13 protein-coding genes are annotated in these 17,941 nt (G+C 68.2%); 4 read left to right on the top strand and 9 right to left on the bottom strand.

The window, feature by feature from the left end; all coding sequences use genetic code 11:
- Window positions 1–35: 35 nt before the first annotated feature.
- The 3 genes from Amac_RS28400 (at window position 36) to rnhB (ending at window position 4,118) form a co-directional block, all read left to right on the top strand.
- Entirely contained in the window at window positions 36–971 is a 936-nt protein-coding gene (locus Amac_RS28400) for a LysR family transcriptional regulator (RefSeq protein WP_155357474.1), read from the top strand.
- A 364-nt stretch (window positions 972–1,335) separates the two neighbouring features.
- Window positions 1,336–2,946 carry a GDSL-type esterase/lipase family protein gene (locus tag Amac_RS55365; protein ID WP_218041331.1) on the top strand — a complete coding sequence of 537 codons (1,611 nt, stop codon included), beginning with the start codon at window positions 1,336–1,338 and terminating at the stop codon, window positions 2,944–2,946.
- Between the two features lie 485 nt (window positions 2,947–3,431).
- On the top strand, window positions 3,432–4,118 hold the full coding sequence (gene rnhB / locus Amac_RS28410) for a ribonuclease HII (RefSeq protein ID WP_218041332.1): 687 nt from the start codon (window positions 3,432–3,434) through the stop codon (window positions 4,116–4,118).
- Between the two features lie 183 nt (window positions 4,119–4,301).
- On the opposite strand, the gene Amac_RS28415 is transcribed toward rnhB, so the two are convergent.
- From Amac_RS28415 to Amac_RS28425, 3 genes are all read right to left on the bottom strand, one after another.
- Window positions 4,302–4,688, bottom strand: coding sequence for an SCO5389 family protein (locus Amac_RS28415; RefSeq protein WP_155357476.1), 387 nt, complete (start codon window positions 4,686–4,688; stop codon window positions 4,302–4,304).
- A gap of 625 nt (window positions 4,689–5,313) precedes the next feature.
- Window positions 5,314–6,255: an ATP-binding protein gene (locus tag Amac_RS28420; protein ID WP_155357477.1), complete on the bottom strand. Its 942-nt coding sequence runs from the start codon at window positions 6,253–6,255 to the stop codon at window positions 5,314–5,316.
- A 701-nt stretch (window positions 6,256–6,956) separates the two neighbouring features.
- Window positions 6,957–9,290 carry an HNH endonuclease signature motif containing protein gene (locus Amac_RS28425; protein ID WP_155357478.1) on the bottom strand — a complete coding sequence of 778 codons (2,334 nt, stop codon included), beginning with the start codon at window positions 9,288–9,290 and terminating at the stop codon, window positions 6,957–6,959.
- 1,438 nt (window positions 9,291–10,728) lie between these two features.
- Here Amac_RS28425 and Amac_RS28430 point away from each other — a divergent pair.
- On the top strand, window positions 10,729–11,172 hold the full coding sequence (locus tag Amac_RS28430; RefSeq protein ID WP_155357479.1) for a hypothetical protein: 444 nt from the start codon (window positions 10,729–10,731) through the stop codon (window positions 11,170–11,172).
- Between the two features lie 427 nt (window positions 11,173–11,599).
- Here the strand turns inward: Amac_RS28430 and Amac_RS28435 are convergent, their stop codons facing one another.
- The 6 genes from Amac_RS28435 to Amac_RS28460 all read right to left on the bottom strand — a co-directional run bounded on the left by Amac_RS28435 (window position 11,600) and on the right by Amac_RS28460 (window position 17,855).
- Entirely contained in the window at window positions 11,600–13,132 is a 1,533-nt protein-coding gene (locus Amac_RS28435) for a serine/threonine-protein kinase (protein ID WP_155357480.1), read from the bottom strand.
- Between the two features lie 91 nt (window positions 13,133–13,223).
- The gene (locus Amac_RS28440) at window positions 13,224–13,622 is read right to left on the bottom strand and encodes an RrF2 family transcriptional regulator (RefSeq protein WP_155357481.1); all 399 of its coding nucleotides are present in this window, start codon (window positions 13,620–13,622) and stop codon (window positions 13,224–13,226) included.
- Window positions 13,623–13,628: 6 nt separating this feature from the next.
- On the bottom strand, window positions 13,629–14,498 hold the full coding sequence (locus Amac_RS28445) for an ABC transporter permease (RefSeq protein ID WP_155357482.1): 870 nt from the start codon (window positions 14,496–14,498) through the stop codon (window positions 13,629–13,631).
- Window positions 14,488–15,279, bottom strand: coding sequence for an ABC transporter ATP-binding protein (locus Amac_RS28450; protein ID WP_155357483.1), 792 nt, complete (start codon window positions 15,277–15,279; stop codon window positions 14,488–14,490). The genes Amac_RS28445 and Amac_RS28450 overlap by 11 nt, the downstream gene beginning before the upstream one ends.
- Window positions 15,276–16,355 (bottom strand): ABC transporter substrate-binding protein, encoded by a 1,080-nt coding sequence (locus Amac_RS28455; protein ID WP_155344906.1) that lies wholly within the window; start codon window positions 16,353–16,355, stop codon window positions 15,276–15,278. The genes Amac_RS28450 and Amac_RS28455 overlap by 4 nt, the downstream gene beginning before the upstream one ends.
- A 132-nt stretch (window positions 16,356–16,487) precedes the next feature.
- Window positions 16,488–17,855: an LCP family protein gene (locus Amac_RS28460; RefSeq protein WP_155357484.1), complete on the bottom strand. Its 1,368-nt coding sequence runs from the start codon at window positions 17,853–17,855 to the stop codon at window positions 16,488–16,490.
- Window positions 17,856–17,941 lie beyond the last annotated feature (86 nt).

A 17,941-nucleotide genomic window follows, 5' to 3' on the forward strand; every position in this document is an offset into this window, starting at 1 on the left:
GCGAGGCTTTTCGGTGCCTGGCATAAGGAGATCCGATGCTTGATTTGCGGCGTTTGACGTTGATATGTGAATTCGCCCGGCGGGGCAGCATCGCGGCCACGGCGTCCTCGCTCGGATACAGTGCGTCGGCGGTCTCGCAGCAGCTGGCGGCGCTGGAGCGGGAGGCCGGGGTGGCGCTCATCGACCGGACCTCGCGCAGCGCCGAACTCACCGACGCCGGGCGGCGGCTGGTCGAGCACGCCGAGCACATCCTCAGCCTGGTGGAGAGCGCGGAGTCGGATCTGTCCAGCCATGCGGCGACGCCGTCCGGGCGGGTGGTGGTGACCGCCTTCCCCACCGCGGCCGTCGCGTTCGCGCCCGCGCTGGCCCGGTCCTTGCGGCGGCATCAGGAGCTGTCGCTACGGCTCATGCAGAGCCGGTCCGGGCGGGGCATGCGGGAGGTCGAGTCCGGGGAGGTGGACATCGCGCTGGTGGACGACTGGTGGGGGCGGGTACGCCAGCATGCCACGCTGACGGTGTTTCCACTGCTCAACGACCCCTTGGTGCTCGCCGTGCCGCGTCGGCACCGGCTCGCGGATCCGGACGCGTCGGTGGATCCCGTACGCCTGCGGGACGAGTCGTGGATGGCGACCCCCGAAGGCGAACCGTCCCGTACGGCGGTGGACCGGCTGCTCGCCGATGTCGGGGGCGCGCCTCCGGTGGCGTGGGAGTTCGAAGGGCTCGGCACGATCCTGAGCCTGGTCGCCAAGGGGATCGGGATCGCGGCGGTGCCCGCGCTCTCGCTGGCCGCCGGGGTGCGCGGGGTGGTGGTCCGGGAGTTTCCCGGGGAGCAGATCGAGCGTCGCATCTATGCCGTCGCGCGGGGTTCCAGCGTGCAGCGGGCCTCGGTGGCGGCCGTGCTCCGGGCGCTGCACGTGGCCGCCCGCTATCTCGCGGCGGATCTGCCGCATCTGACCGTCGCCGAAGACTAGTCCGGATATTTCGTGACATCTTCCGCCTTGCTGGGGACGCCTAGGCGGGGTCGACGTCCCCGGTGGCAGCAGCCGAACCGGCCCCAGGGGCGAAGCCGCGCGCCCGATTTTCCCCTTTGAAGCGTTCCTACCATTCCATTCGAGAATGTAGAAGATCCGATGTCTAGTCGACCGAGGGTCCTCGCCATCTGGGGAATTAGGCGGTATCGGAATCGTAAGTCAACATTACGCCTCCCATACATCCTATCTATCTCTTGACGGCCTTGATGTGTCGGCTTAATCTCACCGTGATTACGCCAGGCCCCGAATCACCGATGAAGGCCGCCCATTCACGAATCCGGTTGCCCCTGACAAGAAGGACACCATGCGCCGAAGCCCTGTCCCCCGGCCGTCCACAACCTCCCTCGTGGCCGTCCTTCTCATGGTGATCGCCTTCGCGATCACCCCGTTGGCCACCGGTACGGCCATGGCCTCGACCTGGACCGGCACCTGGGCGGTATCGCCGCAAACCGGCGACCGCGAGTTCACCAACCAGACCCTGCGGCAGATCATCCGTACCAGCATCAGCGGCACGGCGATCCGCGTGCAGCTCTCGAACGCCTTCGGCAACCGGCCGGTGACCTTCAGCAATGTGCATGTGGCACGCCGTACCTCGGGATCTTCGGTGGATGTCAGCACCGACAAGGTGCTGACGTTCGGCGGCCAGCAATCGATCACCGTCCCGGTCGGCGGCCTGGCGGCCAGCGACGAGATCGCGATGAACGTCGCCGCGGAGTCCGACCTGGCCGTCAGTGTGCACCTGCCCACGGCTACCGGCCGGGCCACCTACCACCAGATGAGTTCGCAGAGCAACTACGTCGCCCCCGGCAACGTCAGCGGGAACGCCAACCTGACCGGGGTCCAGGAGTTCGGCAACTACTTCTTCCTGGCCAATCTGGACGTGGTCCACGCAAACGCGGCGGGCGCGGTAGTCACCTTCGGCGCGTCCATCGTTGACGGTGTCGGCTCCAGCTTCAACGCCAACCGGCGCTGGCCCAACCGTCTGGCCACGCGTCTCAACGGCTCGGGCCGTACCGTCGGAGTGATCAATCAGGGCATCAGCGGCAACCGGCTCCTGGTTGACGGAGCCGGGCAAAGCGCTGGAAACCGGTTTGATCGCGACGTGCTCAACCAGCCCAACGTCCGCTGGGTGATCTTCGCGGACAATCCGATCAACGACCTTACGTCCAGCAATCCGCCGCCCACGTCCAGCCAGCTGATCGCCGCGGCGCAAAGCCTGATCAACCGGGCGCATGCGCGCGGCATCACGTTCATCTGCGCGACGCTGACCCCGTTCCAGGGCGCCGGCGGCTGGACTCAGACGGTGGAGACGCATCGGGTCGCGTACAACAATTGGGCGCGCGGCGCGGGCAGCGGCTGTGACTCCTTCGTCGACTTCGACGCCGCCACCCGGGATCCCGGCAACCCCCAGCGCCTGCTTCCCGCGTACGACCCCGGCGACCACCTGCACCCCAACGACGCCGGCCTCCAGGCCATGGCCAACGCGGTGGACCTGAACTGGTTCGGCCCGCCCGGCACTCCCGTCCCCTCCGGAGTGAGCCTCCGCTCCCGGGTCAACAACCTCTACGTCACTGCTCCCGCCAACGGCCCGCTGATCGCCAGCAAGTCGACGGTCACGACCGCCGAACTCTTCGAGCGCGTGGACTTGGGCAACGGCAACATCGCCCTGCGCTCCAAGGCCAACAACCTGTACGTCGCCGCCGAGGCGGCGGGCACCCAGCCACTGATCGCCAACCGGACCGCCGTCGGCCCCTGGGAGACTTTCCAGGTCGTCACCAACCCGAACGGCACGATCAGCCTCCGCGCCCAAGCCAACGGCCGCTACGTATGCGCCGAAGGTGGCGGTTCCCAGGCATTGATCGCGAATCGCACCGCAATCGGTCCTTGGGAGCAGTTCGACCTGATCACCAACTAGCCTCGGGGCTTTCGCCTGGGCAGCGGGTGACCGGTCTGCTCCGCCACCTCCCCATGGACAAGCTCCGGCAGCTCACGCTGTTGGTCCGCCCGGACACGATCCTGCGCTGGCACCGGGACCTGCTGCGGCGCGGCCTGCGCCCCCGAGGGCTAGGACGGCCGCGCACCGTTCGGTCCATCCGCGCTCTGGTGCTGCGGCTGGCGAGGGAGGTTCCTGGGTCTGATGGCTTTACCTGGATCCGAAAGGTGAAGGGGACAATAGCGTGCCAGGAAAGCAGCGGTCGTGTTCAGGCGTATGAAGCGAGGCGCTGGGGGACCCGCGTGATATGGCGAAAGCTCGATTGCCTGAATCTCAATCTCCAGACGATGCAACAGGACATCCGTCGGAAAGACGTCTGAAACCGGCACCACGCTCTGTGTCGGTGTAGGTAACCCGCCGATGCAACCTCCAGGTTGGGTCTCGGCGGGAACCTCTGCTCCAGTAGGTTGTGCGGCGTGACGGATGCCCCCACCTATGACCTGGAACGCCTGCTCACCAGCGCCGGTGGGGCCAAACTCGTGGCCGGGGTGGACGAGGTGGGCCGCGGCGCCTGGGCGGGTCCGGTGTCGGTGTGCGCGGTGGTGACCGATCTGTCCGAGCCGCCGGCGGGTCTCACCGACTCCAAGATGCTCACGGTCAAACGCCGAACCGCCATGGTCGCCGAGATCGAAGCCTGGGCTCTGGGCATCGGCCACGGCGAGGCCACCGTCGAGGAGATCGACACCCTCGGCATGACCGAAGCCCTCCGCCGCGCCGCCCGCCGCGCCCTGGAATCCCTGCCGGTACGCCCCGACGCGGTCATCCTCGACGGCAAACACGACTACCTCGGCCCACCGTGGCCCGTCCGCTGCGAGATCAAGGGCGACCTGACCTGCGTCTCCGTCGCCGCCGCCTCCGTCCTCGCCAAGGTCAGACGCGACACCCACATGGCCACCCTCGGCTTCGAGGCGTACGGCTTCGCCGACAACGCGGGCTACCCATCCCCCGTACACCAGCAGGCACTGGCCGAATTCGGCCCCACTCCACACCACCGCCTGTCCTGGTCCTACCTGGACGACCTCCCGCAGTGGCGCCACCTCAAGCGCCACAGAAACGCCCTGGCGGGCGAAGGACAATTGCCGCTCTTCGGCTAATTCCCCGGCGTGGCCCCGCTGGCCACGGCCTGTCTTGGCCTGTCTTGGTCCTACCTGGAGGCCTTCCGTAGTGGCGTCACCTTAAGCGGGCGGGAACGCCTGGCGGGCGAAGGGCAATTGCCGCGCTTCAGCCGATTGAGGGGTGGCCCCGCCGGGATTGGCGGCGGAGCCACGGGAACGCGCTTAACAGTCCACGAGTTCGGGCTTCTGGTTCAGGATCTGGGCCCGGGGGCTGGTAAATTCCGTGAGGGCGTCGGTGGCGCTCGGGTGGAAGACAGCCACGCGGTGGCAGTTCTGGAAGGCGAGCCGGATACCGAAGTGGCGTTCCAGCGCGCCGCGCATGGAGTCGCTGGCCAGGCAGCGCAGGAGCTGGCCGCGGGCGGACTCGTCCGGCGGCGGGACGAGGTTGTCGGCGAACTCGGCGCCGCTGGTGGCACGCTGCTCGACCAGATCGCTGATCACCGACCAGGCGTAGGGAAGCGAGTCACGAACACAGGCGACGAAAGCCGCGTCGTCGACATCCCCCTCCCGCGCCCGATCGAGCAGATCGTTGGAAACGGTCAGCGACATGTGCTTTCTCCTCTCAAAGAGATCCATCTGACTCAAAGAGATCGATCCGACGCTATGTCGGCATCTCAGCGCCTCCACCTGTCGGCGAGGCGACACTCATATCCGCCCAACGCCACGCTTCACCCGGCCCAAAGGAGATCGTTACACCCAGTGAAGTCCTACAACCCCAACGGATTACCGCCGCTCTCCGAGCCAGCACGGCATGATCGGCTCCGATCAGACGATCCGCACCTTCACGATTGCCGTGGGTCCGGTTCAGGGAATCCGGGTCTGTCACGGTTGCCGCCGGTATGGCGTGATGGGGTCCGGTCAGACGATCCGCGCCCTTCACGATTGCCGTTGGGTCCGGTTCGGATGATCCGTGTCCCTCACGGTTGCCGCCGGTATGGCGTGATGGGGTCCGGTCAGACGATCCGCGCCCTTCACGATTGCCGTTGGGTCCGGTTCGGATGATCCGTGTCCCTCACGGTTGCCGCCGGTATGGCGTGATCGGGTCCGGTCAGCTGATCTGCGCCCTTCACGATTGCCGCAGCTCTTGGCGCCGTTACGGCGAGGACCATCACTGGCGTGAACGGTGCCGGATAACGGCGAGTAACCCGGCACCATGCTCATCCGTTGTGGGCTCTCAGAAGTGGGCGGGGGCAGGGCCGTACTGGTGGTGGGGGTCGATCTGGGTGGTTAGGTCGGTGCCGGTGGCGAGATTGGCCCAGGAGTGGGCGTTCTTGCGGTGGAACTCGGCGGTCTGGCGGGCGAAGCGAGGCCAGTTCTTCTCCTGGGCGTCGAGCGTGGTGAGCATGGTGGCGAGGGTTGCGAGGTTGGTGGGCTCCAGGTCGTGGAGGGTGAAGGCGTGGCCCTGTTCCATGGCGCGGATGGCGGGGGAGTGGGTCATCGTGGCGAGCAGGGCGTCGCCGACGTGGTCGCGCAGGAAGGCGAGGTCGGCGGGGGACTGCACCTTGTTGCCGATGACGGCGAGGGGGACGTCGAAGCCTGCGGCGTACTCGCGGTACTGCTGGTAGACGCCGATGCCCTGGCGGGTGGGTTCGGCCACCAGGAAGGTGAGGTCGAAGCGGGTGAACAGGCCGGAGGCGAAGGAGTCGGCGCCCGCGGTCATGTCCACGACGACATATTCGCCGTGGCCGTCGACCAGGTGGTTGAGGTAGAGCTCGACTGCGCCGATCTTGGAGTGGTAGCAGGCGACGCCCAGGTCGTCCTCGCTGAACGGGCCCGTTGCCATCAGGTGGAGGTCGCCGTCGCGGACGGCGAAGGTGTCCAGGAAGAAGAGGTCGTCGATGGTGGGCTGGCGGGAGCCGCGGCCGGGCGGGGTGGTCTTGACCATGGCCGCCGCCGAGGGGATGAGCGGGTTGTCGCCGCGCAGGTAATCCTTGATCTCGGTGAGCTGGGCGCCCATGGGCGGGGGCGTCGTCTCGATGCCGAGGGCGAGCCCGAGGTGCTGGTTGATGTCCGCGTCGATGGCCACGACCGGGCCCGCCGTCGTCGCGTACCTCGCGAACAGCGACGACATCGTGGTCTTGCCGCTGCCGCCCTTACCGACGAACGCCACACGCATGAGCGCACTCCTGAGTGAATGTGAAAACCGTTTCCACTGTCACTCGGCATCATGCCACACTTCGACCCCCTGGAGTCGCCGTGGCGCCCTTACTGTGGTTGCCACGGACGAAGCCGGAGGTCGTTCCAGGTCGTTTCCCCACCCGCCCACATTGGCACTGAACCGAGAAACTGCGGGGCTTCGCTCCCTCCGCTGCATCAGGAACGCCCCTCGCCTGCCTGGCAACAGCCCACGCGGAACGGCTCAACCCCGGACTTGAGGCATGACCAGAGGGACCACAGGACCTGGGAGGCAGCCTCACCTCAGCAACTACCCGACACGCCCCCGCGAGCCCGGACCGCCGCTGGCATCCTCATTCCCGCTGGCGCCGTCATTCCCGCTGGCGCCGCCCTTGGCTGAACCCGCCTGACAGTCCCGGAGGGGCAGCTATCGGGAGCGGGGAGGAGTGTGCACCCGCGTGTTGCGATGGCGCGCGTCGCGGATCCTCATGGCCAAAGCCCGACGCGACCTTCCGATCTAGTGCTGCGATCTCCCGCAGATCGGCACGCGGTCATCCGCGCTGTCAAAGCCGAAGGACCCGACGAAGTCGGCGCCGACCAAACGAGAGTCGGCACACAAAGTCGGCACGCAGTCGGCACGGACGGTTCCCGGCCTGGGTGGTTCCCGGCCCTGGGTGGGTGGCGTGCTCGTGCCGGTCCGGTTCAGCGCCGGAATCGTCCAGCGAAGCGGCTTTTGCCGAGGTAGAGGAGGGTCCAGGTGCCGTCGTGGTTGCGGCGGGTGCGGTAGCGGTCGGGGTGGGTTGCTTTGTCGCGGTTGTGCCAGGTGCAGGCGGGGGCGAGAAGGTCCAGGTCGGTGGTGCCGCCCTCGGCCCAGCCCTTGACGTGGTCGATTTCGGCCATGTCGGCGGGGATGGGGCAGCCTTCGCGGTAGCAGGTGGTGTAGCGGGCCAGGACGGCCCGCCGCTGGGCGGGGGTGGCCAGGCGAACGGCGCGGCCCATGTCCAGGACGCGTCCGTGGGCGTTGACGACCATGCGGACCAGTCGTGAGGTCCGGGCGAGCCGGTGGACGTCGGAGATGGGCAGCAGCTGCCCGGTGGCGATCAGCAGTCCGGGTGCGAGCCGGTCCGGCGCGTGCCCACAGGTTCTGCATGCATCGCTCACCGGCCTCTCACCCGTGCCCGCGCTCCCGGCACCCGCCCCGGCTGAACCGATGCTCGTGCTGCCCGCACCCGCTCCGGCTGAACCCTTGTCCATGCTGTCGGTGCCCGCTCCGGCTGAACCGGTGTCCGTGCTGTCGGTGCCCGCTCCGGCTGAACCGGTGTCCGTGCTGTCGGTGCCCGCTCCGGCTGAACCGGTGTCCGTGCTGCTGGGACCCGCTCCGGCTGAACCGGTGCTCGTGCTGCTGGGACCCGCTCCGGCTGAACCGGTGCTCGTGCTGTCGGTACCCGCTCCGGCTGAGTTCGTGTCCGTGCTGTCGGTACCCGCTCCGGCTGAACCCGTGTCCATGCTGTCGGCACCCGCTCCGGCTGAAGCCGTGCCTCCAGGGTGGCGGGGACCGCCCGCGCGGCAGGTCGAGCCGTCACCGGCATGAGGTGTCCCGGGCCGGGTATCGCTGGAGCCTGTGGTGTCGGCGTTGGCGGTGTCGGCCGCGGCGGTGTCGGCGGTGCCAGCTGCAGCTGTATCGGGGTTGGCGGTGTCGGCCGCGGCGGTGTCGGGGTCGGCGGTGTCGGCGCGTCCGGCTGTGCTCGGCGAGGGCGGCGCCCCCGTGGCAGGTGTGGTCGGCGTGGCGGGCGTGCCGGACGCCACGGTGGAGGCCGCATGGGTGGAGTCGGCGTCACGTGTGGGGTGGTCGGTGGTGGGGTGGTCGGTGGGGAGGGATTCGGCGCGGACCAGGACCAGCAGTTCGGTGGTGACCTTTTTGCTCAGCAGCGCTGACAGGGCGTCGGCTTGGCGGACCCGGAGTGGGCGGTCGTCGTCTTTGCCTTTCGGCCGGGCGTAGGCGGCCAGGAACTCGCGCAGGCGGGCGCCGGCCTCCCGGGGCAGCCGGAACTCCCCTTCCACGCCGCCGGTGCTGGACGGGCGGACCAGCAGGAACCGGGTGGCGTAGTCGGTTTCGGCGTCATCGTCCAGGGTGCCCGGGTCCAGCAGCTCACGCAGGTATCGCCCGGCCTTGCCGATCTCGGCCGGGGTGGCGGTGTCGGCCAAGTCCAGCAGGATCGGCTCGGCCAGCGCTGCTTGGGCGTCGGTCAGGTGGGTGGTGACCTGGCTGATCGCATCCGCCGATCCCTCGGCGAGGGTGCCGGAGGCCAGCCGGTCCCGGACGACGGGCAGGCGGGCCAGCTGGGTGGCCAGCCGGATCAGACGGGACGCGCCTCCGCCGCTCATGCCCGCCGAGGCGCGCAGCCAGGTGCTGGTGGAGGCGTGCCCGCCGCTTCCGGCGCTTTTGGCCTCACCGGTGGCGTGGACTCGTCCCACCCGGGCGGCGATCGCCGAGCTCAGCCGGTCCTGGGAGAACAGCAGGTCTTCGGTCTCGCCCACGCACAACCCGGCATCCTCGGGCAGGTCGGTCACCGCAATCCGGGAGGCGAGCTGCTTGAACGCGGCCACCAGCACCCCCGAACCCACCGACTCGCCCCAGGCCTCCGGCCACGCCGAGCGGCCAGCGTCGGCCGAGCGGCCAGCATCGGCGGAGCGACCGGCGCCGGCCGAGCAGCCAGAGTCGGTGGAGCGACCAGGGTCGGGGGAACGACCGGCGTCGGCCGAGCGGCCAGGCTCGGGGGAAGGACCAGAGTCGGGGGAGCGGCCGTGGAGGAACTGCTGCCGTGTGTTCTGCTGCGGCGTGTTCTGCTGCCCTGTGTCGCCGTATGGGTCGCCGTGTGGGTCGCTGTGCGCGTCGTCGTGGGTGTCGCCGGCGGGACGCTGGGGCGGGACGTAGTCAGGGTCCAGCACGGTGCCCTTCAGGAACGCGGGCAGTTCGCGTCCGCGGACGCCCTTCGCGCGGGAGGGATCCCGCACCTCGATCGGAGAACCGAGCATGAAGGCGCCCCCCTTTCGCTTCGGCGGATCCGAACAACCACCCTCACGCTATCCAGCGGCTACGACAAAACCTGGCCTTGATCCGCGGTAAAACCGCAGGTCACGCGCCTCGTGAAAAGATCTACCTACCCACCGGCATCCGAAGAGTCATCCGCCACACCCGATCAGGAGCAGGACACCAACCCGCAGACCCTCAACCCGCGAAGAACAGGTCCTCGGTTTGCTTCGTTCGAGCGACCACGGGGATGGCGGGGGGCGGTGCCCGAGATCAAAGGGCTCGTTGGGGGAACCACCGGTCCGGCGGATAGTGCGGTTCCGGGCGAGGCCACGGGGAGCGGCCGTGGCCGGGCGGGGCCCTGGGCGGAGCCCGGGAGCAAGTAAGGGGGAGGGTGGGTGGGAGAACGACCCGGGCACGGCGACGGGCGGAGCCCGAGGGGAACGAAGGATTGCGTGGGAGAACCGCGGTGCTGTGTTGTCGTGTGGGGACCCATGGTGGTGGTCGGGGTGGGCGGAGCCTGAGGGGAGGCAGAGGGCTGGGGGGTGGGAGGACTCGCGTAACGCTTGAACCCCTGCGGAGCCTCGGGGACCATCTCTTCGAGCCTGATATCCCGGTAATTACCTTCGCAGTCGGAAATCAACGAAAACGCTGGGGCGGACGGTCTTCAAAGGCTTCATTGGGGATAGAAGTGGACGTTTATTTTTCGATGTTTTGAGTGTGGGGTGCGGGGTAGATCTGGCGCTGTCGCAATGCGTCAGCCAATTGAGGCCGAAGGTCTTCACCCCCGAATTGGCGACAGGCGGTGAACGTCGTTAAGGGGGAAGTGTGTACCGATTCTGGGAAGTTCAGGCGGGTTGGGGGGTTAAGCGCCTCCTCGCTTTGCTGACGACCTTCGTGCTCACGCTCGTCGAACTAGTGCGCAACGTTTTCCCGAAGCGCGCGGAATCCATCGAAGACGTAGCTGGTCAGGCTATGTCCGATTCCGCAATCTCGGTCCGGCGTCCGGCCCTTCTCCCGAATTCACCGCAATCAACAACGACCTTCTGGACGGTACGTGAGGAACCGCCACTACCGGCACAACCGGTGCTGGCGAGTACCTCGCAGAACATCCAGATTCTGGAACACCCACGACCGGTCTCCCGCAATCCACTCCGGGAAGTTTCATCCTTCCGAGCGGTCATGCGGCTTTTTGAGGGATTCACTTTCGGGCGGGTAGTCCCATTTAGGTGCCGTGCGCCGCCACTAACGAAGTTCTTTACCTGAGTCACACCAGTCACGTGTTTAACAGCAATAACCCAGGGCATCAAAGCCCTTGAGAGCTTCAATCCCCCCGTAATTGAATGCGTGTTTGTTGATAGGGGATTGTCTATGTCAGTTGTGGCATTGGCTGGGCGGTGTCGGCGCACCGCCTCAGCGGTCAGACGGACCATGGTGGCGGCCGTGGTCATGTCACTGACCTTCTGCGCGGCTTTCGTGCTGCCTTTCATGGCGGCTTCCGACGCGTATGCGCAGCAACGGCCTGCCCACTACATGGACGCCTCCCGAGGGGCCCGCGGTGTCGTGGTCATGACACCGCACCGCCCCCTCTGGGTGGACGTGCGATCGTCGCTATGGAGCAACGCCACGATCAGCCGAGCACCCGACCACAGTGGCCCAAATCCAGCCTTCATGGGCGTCAAACTGACCGACCTCAACAAACTTCACACCTGGTACGCACACGTTCGCAACCCCGGCCAAACCAGCGCCGTCCACAGTTCGACCACGGCCAGCCGGGCGGACCTCCCCCGGACGGCACGCCACGCGGCCTTCACCCACACCGACACCCACATGGCGGCCTTCACGGTTCCCGGAGCCCGCGGCCCGCCCACCAGAACAGACCTCTAACCGCAGAAACCCGCGATCGATCCGATGACAGAAGCCACAGCCGAGACCACGACATGACAGGAAATCCCGCGATCACCGCGGCGTCAGTCGAGCTCCATCGGCGGATCGAACCGATCGCAGCAACCACAGCCGAGACCACGCTGGAGACGAAACCACCGCGATCACGCGGCCGTCAGGCAGGGTCCTTCGGCGGATGAACCGATCGCAGCAACGACAGCCGAGACCACGCCAGGACACGAACTACCGCGATCACGCGGAGTCAGGCAGGGCTCTTCGGCGGTTCGTACAAGCGCAGTAACCACAGCCGAGACCACGCCAGGACACGAACTACCGCGATCACGCGGAGTCGGGCAGGGTCCTTCGGCGGTTCATACAAAACCACAGCCGAGACCACGCCGGCGACGAAACCACCGCGATCATCGCGGCGTCAGGTGGGGTCCTTCGGCGGTTCGTACAGACGGAAGACCCGGACCAGGGTTGGGCGCAGGCGTTCCCAGTCGTCGGCCATTGTGGTCCAGGTGAGCACGCTGGTGGTGGTACCGGTGGAGATGACCCGCCGGTACTGGTGGTAGGTGACGCCCTTGACCAGATGCGTGTCAGCCGAAGTCTTTCGCTGCTGCCAGGTGAACTCCCAGTCGGCGGAGGTGCCGTGTTTCGACGTCACCGACCGCAGCCGCAGCTTCTCGTAGTTCTTCACATTCGGATAGAGGAAGGCCTCGGCCTCGTGCAGCGCCGCCAGCGGATCGGTGCCGCTCTGGTTGGTGACCTCCACGTTCAGCTGGGCTCGGCCGTCGGGGTCGAGCCACCACAGCGAATACTCGGTCTCCTCCAGCCGCCACTTCTTCGGCACGGCCGCCCGCCATCCGGCGGGCGCCTCATACCACGACAGCTTCAGCCGCGGCGCGGCCACCGGACTGACCGAGGGCGTCGGCGACGCGGAGACCGCGGACACAGGCGGCGGACTGGAGGAATACGCGCTCAACGTCTCAGTGACACCCGGCTCGGGGCGCATCAACGCCCACCCGCCCACCGCACCCGCGAGCACCACCGACGCGGCCCCCAGCGCGATCATCCGCGCCCGGCTCCGCCGTGGCTTGACCTCCGGCGGCGGCGCGGGCGGCTCGAACTCGGCCAGCATCCGATCGGCCACATCCGGCGCCAGGCGCCGCTTGGGATCGCGCGCCAGCAGGCCGGTGAGCAGCGGCTTCAGCTCCGCGGGCACGGCGGACAGATCCGGCCCGCCCATGGCCTGCCCAGGTTTCGCGCTCGGCCACACGGCCGCGGGCGGCCGTCCGGTCACGGCCAGATACAGGCTCGCCCCCAGCGACCATAAGTCAGAGGAATCCCGCGCTCCCTCCCCGCCGGTGCGCTCCGGCGCGAGAAACGCGCTCACGCCGCGGGTCGCGCTCGCCGCCTCGCCATGCGCAGGGGAACGTTCCCCCGTCCGGCCGGTGAAGGCCGGCTCGTCGGCGAGCACGCTCACCCCGAAGTCGGCTAACAGCACCCGCCCGTCATGCCCGACCAGGATGTTCGCCGGGCGCACGTCCCCGTGCCTGACCCCGGCGGCGTGCGCGGCGGTGAGCGCCGCCAGGATCTGCCGGGTGATGACCGCCGCGCGTTCCGGGCTCAGCGGGCCGTCGCTGGCCACGATCCCGTCCAGGGACCGGGACCGTACCAATTCCATGATGATCCAGGGCGTGCCCTCGTCCTCGGCGACGTCGTAGACGGCGGCCACGTTCGGGTGCCGGAGGCGTTCGGCGTGGCGGGCCTCCCGGGTGACGCGCTGGGTGAGGGCCAGTCGCCGGCTCTCCCGGAGCCCGGCGGGCAGGAGCACCTCCCGGATCGCGATGGGGCGATCGAGGAGCGTGTCGTGGCCTTCCCAGACGATGCCGGTGCTGCCCTGGCCGAGTGCCCGTACCAGCCGATATCGCTTGACGATCAGCTGACCCGGAGTTCCCATCACGCCTGCCTCTGCACACGGCAAATACCACTGGATGGGGAGTCTTCCATAACTAGAGGGGCGTACGGGACCTACTGCTCACTCCGTCATATCAGCGTGACAGGTTGGGCAACGAACCAGCCGCCACGTGGGCGAGCGTGATCTCGGAGAGCAGGCTGTCCTGGTGTTCGCGCAGCGCGCCCAGGACCTTCTCCAGCGGTTCCGAGACCCCGGGGAAACGCTCGTTCTCCTGGGCGACACCCTCGATGACCAGGATGATGTCGGCCAGGCTGATCTCGGTGGCGGGGCGGGCCAGCCAGTAGCCGCCGTCGGGGCCGCGCTGGCTGTGGATCAGCCCGGCCCGGCGCAGCTGCAGCAGGATGTTGTCGAGGAACCGGCGGGGGATGCGCTGCGCGACGGAGATCCGTTCCGCGGGCACCGGCCCGCCGGGAGCGGCCGCGAGTTCGACCGCCGCGCGCAGCGCGTATTGGGTGCGTGCCGACAGGCGCACCAGCGGTCATCCGATCCGCTGGTCCAGGCCCCACCGCTGGCGCAGGGCGCTGTCCGCCACCCCGAACAGCACGTCCACCAGCACTCCGATGACCAGAATGACGATCATCGTGGCCAGCAGGCGGGCCGAGTCGGCCAACTCCCGCGCGTAGTGCAGCTGCTCGCCCAGGGACGGCTGGTTGGCGATGATCACCAGGATCTCGCCCGCCATCAGCGACCGCCAGGCGAACGCCCAGCCCTGCTTGAGCCCCGCCAGGAACGACGGCAGCGAGGCCGGCAGGATCAGGTGCCGGTAGAGCGCGACCCGGCGCAGGCCGAGCACGTGCCCGGCGCGCAGCAGGATCGGCGGCGTGTAGTCGACTCCGGTGATCAGCCCGTTGGCGATGGACGGCGCGGCGCCCAGCACCACCACGAACGTGATCGCGCTCTCGTTCAGGCCGAACAGCAGGATGGCCAGCGGGAACCAGGCGATGGACGGCATCGTCTGGAGCCCGGTGATCAGCGAGCCGAACGCGGCCCGGAGCAGCCGGACCCGCGACACCGCGGCCCCGACCACCACGCCGGCCAGGATGGCCAGCGCGAACCCGGTGATGCCGCGGCGCATCGTGGTGGCGATCGCGTGCCAGAACTCGGCCGTGCCGAGCCGGGCGCCCAGCTCCTGCAGCGCGGTGAATGGCCCGGCGAAGACGTATTCCGGCCAGAAACCGGCCAGCACCACGCCTTCCCAGATGGCCAGCACGATGCCGACCGCGAGCAGCATCGGCCAGATCCGGCCCCACAGCAGGGCCGGGATGCCCCGCTTGCGCTTGACCTGGATCTCCAGCGCGTCGAGACCGGCGATCTGCTCGTTCAGCCGGTCGGGCGCGTCAACGGCCATGCCGGCTCACCTCCTCCTTGAGCCGCTCGGTGATCCGGCCCGCCAGCTCGGCCACCTCCGCCGATTCGGTACGGCGCGGGCGCGGCAGCCGTACCGGATAGTCCTCGATGACCTGGCCGGGCCGGCTGGACAGCAGCACCACCCGATCCCCGAGGCGTACGGCTTCGCGGACGTTGTGGGTGACGAACAGGACGGCGAGGTTGCGTTCCCGCCAGATGCGTTCGAGTTCGTCGTGCAGCAGGTCGCGGGTCATCGCGTCGAGGGCGCCGAACGGCTCGTCCATCAGGAGCAGGTCGGCTTCCTGGGCGAGGGCGCGGGCCAGGGAGACCCGCTGGCGCATGCCGCCCGACAGCTCGTGCGGGCGTTTCTTGGCGAAGCCGCCCAGGTGCACCACGTCCAGGAGTTCGGCGGCTCTGGCCCGCCTGGCCGTACGGTCCAGGCCTTGCACGCGCAGCGCCAGTTCGATGTTGCCCGAGACGGTCAGCCACGGGAACAGGGCCGGTTCCTGGAACATCATGGCGATCTTGCGCTCGCCGGTCTCGATCGTGCCGGTGGTCGGGCGGTCCAGGCCGGCGACCAGGTTGAGCAGGGTGCTCTTGCCGCAGCCGGAGGCGCCCAGCAGGCAGACGAACTCGCCCTGGGCCGCGTCTAACGAAACCTTGTCGAGGGCGAGCAGGCTGCTCGCGCCCCGGCCGTACACCTTGGAGACGGCGTCCAGCCGGACGGCGGGCCGCTGCCCATCCGTCCGGCCGGAACCGAGCTCCTGAGTAGGAGCGGTCACTTGTCGGTCACCGCCGTCTCTCCCTTGGCGGCCAGGATCTGGTTCAGCACGGTCAGGTCGTAGATCCCGTTCAGGTCCACCGGCTGGAGCAGGCCGACCTTGATGGCGTGGTCGGCGCTGCCGATCAGGGAGGAGGCGATGGGGTCGTTGGTGAACTCGATGTTCTTGAACGCGGTGTCCAGCACTTCCGGCTTGAGCGGCTTGCCGGTCAGGGACTCCAGCTGCTTGTTCACGGCGGCCGCGGCGCCCGCGGGGTCGGACTTGATGTACGCGGTGGACTCGACGTGGCCTTCGATCAGCTTCTTGAGCAGGTCAGGGTGCTCCTTGGCCCACTCCTGCCGGACGATCAGGTGGGTGATGACGAACTGCTTGTTCGGCCACAGGTCGCGCTCGTCGATGAGGATCTTGCCGCCGCTCTCCTGGATCAGCCGGCTGGCGAACGGCTCCGGCACCCACGCGGCGTCGATGTCCCCGGTCGCGAACGTCTGCAGGGTCAGCGAGTTCTCCTGCGGCACGATCGAGACCTCGCCGCCGCCCTTGGTGTCGGTCTTGATGCCCTTCTCGTCCAGGTAGTAGCGCAGCGCCACGTCCTGGGTGTTGCCGAGCTGCGGGGTGGCGACCTTCTTGCCCTTGAGGTCCTCGATCGTGTTGATCTCCGGCTTCACCACCAGGTAGACCCCGCCGGAAGCGGCGCCTGCGACGATCTTGATGGCCTGGCCCTTGGACTTCTCCCAGGCGTTGATCGCCGGGTTCGGCCCGATGTAGGTCGCGTCGATGGCCCCCGAGAAGACCGCCTCGATCGCGGCAGGTCCCGCGTTGAACGTGCTGGTCTTCAGCGTGACGCCGCTGCCGAGCGCCTTGGTGAAGAACCCCTTCTCGACCCCCACCAGCGCGGTGGAGTGCGTGATGTTCGGGAAGAATCCCAGCCGCACCTCCCCGGTCGCCGCCGGCGCCGGCTCCCCACTCCCGGCCGTCGTCCCAGCGGAGTCCCCACCCCCGCCGCAGGCGGCCGCGAGCGCGGTAACCGCCACTGCGACCAACGCGGCCGCCACTCCGCGAATCCTGCGAGCATCCATGCGCTTCTCCCTGATTCCTACTAAATAAGTCGGGTTATCTGTATTTAAAGCGATCCCCAGATTTCCGTCAAGTTTGGTGGGGATCCGTTATCGGGCCGTGAGCGGCGGGAGTCGGGCGCGAGAACGGTTGAGTCAGCCGCAGGTTGCGTCGAGGGAGACGGTGTCGGCGGGCGGCGCCAGGGTGAGGGTGCGCTTCGAGGGCATCTCAGGGTGCGCGGGGGCGTTGACGGTGTCGTTGACCTTCTGGCGGATGAAGGTCCAGTCCGGGTTGCCGGTGCTGATCAGCGGGGGGACGAACTGGAGGCTTCGGATCTCGGTGAGCTTGAGCTTGGCGGAGAGCGTGACCAGGGAGGGCAGGAGGGACTGGGGGATGTCGGTGGAGACGTAGCGTTTGGTGACGGTGGCGATCCGTTCGAAGCCGCGCAGGACGGTGAGGGGGTCGGCCTGCTTGGCGACCGCGTGCAGGAGGCACTTCTGGCGGCCCATGCGGACGTAGTCGTCGCTGTCGGTGCGGGAGCGGCCGAACCAGAGGGCTTCATCGCCGGTGAGGCGGCGGGTGCCGGCTTTGACGAGGCCCTCGCGGTAGGCGCCGAAGACGATGTCCTGCTTGACGGTGACGGTGACGCCGCCCATGGCGTCGATGATCTGGGCGAAGCCCTTCATGTCGACCATCGCGTAGTAGTCGATGGGAAGGCCGAGGATGCCGCCGACGGTGGCTTTCAGCAGGGTGATGCCCCGCTGGCGGTCGGGGACGCCGGGAACCAGGGACGGATTGTCCTCGGCCCACTGATAGACCTCGTTGAGCAGGCCGGGTGAGGCGCCGCCGCCGGTGAAGCCGTCCGGGAAGGCGGTTCTGGCGGGGCCGGCGGGCATGGGGACGCGCTGCAGGTTGCGCGGCAGGCTGAACAGCACGGTCTGGCCGGTCTTGGTGTTGACGCTGGCGATGGTCATGCTGTCGGTGCGGGCGCCGGGGCGGTTCTTGGCGGCGTCGACGCCGACCAGCAGGAGGTTGATCCGCTGCTTGCTGCCCAGGTAGTCGACGTGGTCACCCCGGTCCGGCGGGAAGGCTGACTGGTCGGGGAAGACGGTGGTCATCAGGTCGTGCGAGACGTAGGCGACCCGGCTGGCGTACGCCAATGGAGCCGCCACCACCAGGCAGAGCCCGCCCACCAGCCCGCCCGCGAACAGGCGGCGGGTGCCGTGCAGCGGTTGTGGCCGGACCAGCCGGTACGACGAGACGATCACGAGCGCCCAGACCAGGGCGGTGACCAGGGTGGCCACGACGGTGGCGGTCAGCCAGCCGGGCCGTACCAGCAGGGCGAGCACGGTGGAGCGGAAGCTGGTCGCGACCGCGATGCCGGTCGCGAGCAGGAGCGTGTAGATCGCGGCGAGGGCGAGGCCGGTGCGCGTACGGCCGACCCACAGATGCGCGATACCCCAGAGCACGGCGGAACCCAGAGTCAGCCCCAAAGCACGCCAGAGGCTCCTGTTTCCGCCCATTCACACTCCCGGTCCGTTATGCCCCACTATGTCTACCTCTCAGGGCTAGTAACAGGCTAGTTGCGCAGCGTCATTTTGCTTTGAAT

It is taken from the genome of Acrocarpospora macrocephala, from assembly GCF_009687865.1.
Lineage (GTDB): Bacteria > Actinomycetota > Actinomycetes > Streptosporangiales > Streptosporangiaceae > Acrocarpospora > Acrocarpospora macrocephala.